Source organism: Pseudanabaena mucicola FACHB-723 (genome assembly GCF_014696385.1).
Classification (GTDB): domain Bacteria; phylum Cyanobacteriota; class Cyanobacteriia; order Pseudanabaenales; family Pseudanabaenaceae; genus Pseudanabaena.
The window spans coordinates 1-2,935 of sequence record NZ_JACJQB010000088.1 but is presented as its reverse complement, the minus strand read 5'-3'; the positions used below and the strand labels follow the sequence as shown (position 1 = coordinate 2,935).

The following is a 2,935-nucleotide window of genomic DNA, read 5'->3' as shown; positions in this document are numbered from 1 at the left end:
TGATTCAAGAGAAATTAGAGCAGTGGAAGAACCAGCAAGTTGAGATTTTCCAGTTACCCCCTTATAGTCCCCAGTTGAACTTGATTGAAATTTTGTGGCGTTTCATGAAGTATGAGTGGATTGAACTCAATGCATATGAATCTTGGGAAAGTTTAGTCTCTTATGTTGAAAAAGTTCTTCGAGACTTTGGTTCAACTTATGTAATTAATTTTGCTTAGCTACTTAATGCTAATGCAAGAATTCACCTTTGCTTTATCAGGCTTATGCTTAAGCGCCTTGCTATGGCTTCCTAAGATACCAAATGGGTTCTATAATCTACAGTGGGAAACACTTTGAGTTCATTGATTATCAATCATTTTGTTTGTCATTATTTGCTCTACTATCTAAAAGTGAAGTTGCAGACATATTGTTGAAAACATCCGAGTTAGTGAAGGATGTAAATATTTCAATGAAAACTAAAATGGGGTGGGATAAGATATTCGCACCTAAAACGTGACAAAATGTAGCATGTTTAGACAATATCAATCGACTTTCTACAACTCAACGGATTGCCTTCTTTCAATCTTAGAAGGAGCCATGTTAGACACAGAAAATCTTGAGCAACACTTAAAACATCCTGATCAAGATAAGCAAGGTTCTATCGAAATTGACATTCTTGTGGGAAATACCAATGAAGTCTAGCGATCAAGGTAAAATCCCCGCTCATGGGGGTAAACAGTGCGATCGCTGATCTTGTAGGTTGGGTTAAGGAACGCAACCCAATTATGAGAAATGATAAACTCATTGTCGAGTTACTGCAATCACTCTCTCTGACGAAGTGAGAACTCCGATTTTATTAGTGAGGAAATATTAGGGTAAGAAATAAAGGCAATCTTGGGTTTCGTCAACTCAACCCAACCTACAGGCGATCGCACTAAATAGGTAGATTAGCTAGAAGTTTTTAGACAATATTCATCCAGAGCAATAAAGATACAAAAAGATATTTTTATTTACATATATCAACGTGATCGCTTGGTTACACATGACGTTAAAAATAGAATCAGAAAGAATCGGAAATAAGAAAACCATGAAACTGTATATGGCGATCGCCGCCGCGAATATAACTTTTGGGAAGATTTATTAGCAAGATCAGCCCGATACAAAAAACTTTGTATGCAAATAAATCTTTGTTATTCAGGAGACATCCTTACCGAAAACCTATATGTAATAATCACTACATTAAATCTACGGTAATTCGACAAAGTAACCGTAGTATACCTGTATAAGACATTTACAATACGCTAAGAATCCTCCATGACTGCATTACATCTTTATTTCGCCAAAGCCTCTACCTTTGCTCAACGTACTCGCGTAGTTCTACTCGAAAAAGGAATTGAATTTACCTCTACTGACATTGATTTTCAGAATAAACCCGCAGAATTTCTCAAGGTTTCTCGCTATGGCAAAGTCCCTGCGATTGTCCATAACGGTTTTGAAATCTATGAATCAGCAATCATCAATGAATATCTAGAAGAAGTATTCCCCGAACCTGCACTATTACCTAAAGATGCTGGTCAAAAGGCGATCGCCAGAATTTGGATCGACTATGCCAATAATCGCTTTGTGCCTGCCTTTGTGAAGCTTTTACGCGGTAAAACTGTGGAAGAGCAAGAACAAGGACGCAGAGAGTTTATTGAAGCTTTGCTTTTCATTGAGCAAGAAGGATTTGGCAAATTGTCGGGCGATGGAACTTATTTTCTAGGCGATCAGTTGAGCTTAGTTGATATCAGCTTCTATCCTTGGTTTGAGCGTTTGGCAGTACTGGAAAATTTCCGCAGATTTGAACTTCCTACGGAAACTCCTCGTATTCAGAAATGGTGGGCAGCTTTACGCGATCGCGAATCAATTAAAGCCGTCGCTAATCCTCAAGAGTTCTATATAGAGCGGTTTGCCAAAATTCTCGGTGAACCGATTCCTGTTGCTAAGTAATCTTTCTTTGCCCTCACCCCTAGCCCCTCTCCCGCAGGAGAGGGGAACAAGAAAATAATTAGGAATATAAATCATGAGTTTGGAATTAAATCTCACTGGTAAAACTGCGATCGTCACTGGTGGTAGTGCGGGGATTGGTCTGGTTATTTATGCCCGTTACGATTGATTTTTACTATGGATTGGGAAGTCGCTATTCTTATTTAGCTGCTTCTCAAATTCCGTGTATTGAGTCGCGATTTGACTGTAAGTTTATTTGGAAGCCTTTGCTTAGCGGTGCATTAATCAGACTTAGACCACATAATCCATTTACAGATCAGCCTAGCTCTGGACAGTATGATTGGAATTACCGCCAAGAGGATGCAAAACGTTGGGCTGATTATTACGGAATCCCTTTTCACGAACCGAAACTTAAAGCGATCGCCCCTGAAATGTTAGCGATCGCAGTTCTTGCGACTAGAGAACAGCAACTAATTACTACATTTAGCCAATTACTTTTCCAGAAAATCTTTGCTGAACAAGTGGAAATTACTGTGGAAATCCTCATCGAATCAGCGACTAGTTTGGGAATTTCTGAAGATATTTTTCGCTCTGCTTTACAGTCAACTGAAATTTATTGCGAATTAGAAAAAATCACCCAAGAAGCTTTTCGTCGTGGGGCTTTTGGAGTACCGACTTTCTTTATTGGTGACGCAATGTTTTGGGGAAATGATCGACTCGTATTGTTAGAGAATCATCTTGTAAATATGTCGGTACATATTTACAACTGATGTTACGTGGAAGTTTCTAAGACCCTCACCCCTAGCCCCTCTCCCAAAGGGCGAGGGGAATAAGAATTTTCTGGATTTTGCTCCCCCTCTCCTCTCTGGGGTAATGTGTCACATTTGTTGGAACGTTCAATGGGGTTGAAACGAAAACTCATATCTATTGATAAACAGACCAATGACAATATCATGCATCACAATGGATT

General features: G+C 39.2%; 3 protein-coding genes. All 3 read left to right on the top strand.

Annotation, left to right across the window (positions count from 1 at the left end):
- Positions 1–218, top strand: a 218-nt coding sequence (locus H6F41_RS18585; RefSeq protein WP_190404926.1) for a transposase, incomplete at its 5' end; no start/stop codon positions are given.
- A 1,075-nt stretch (positions 219–1,293) separates the two neighbouring features.
- Entirely contained in the window at positions 1,294–1,968 is a 675-nt protein-coding gene (locus tag H6F41_RS18580; RefSeq protein WP_190404948.1) for a glutathione S-transferase family protein, read from the top strand.
- A gap of 149 nt (positions 1,969–2,117) precedes the next feature.
- Entirely contained in the window at positions 2,118–2,735 is a 618-nt protein-coding gene (locus H6F41_RS18575; protein ID WP_190404947.1) for a 2-hydroxychromene-2-carboxylate isomerase, read from the top strand.
- Positions 2,736–2,935: the final 200 nt, after the last annotated feature.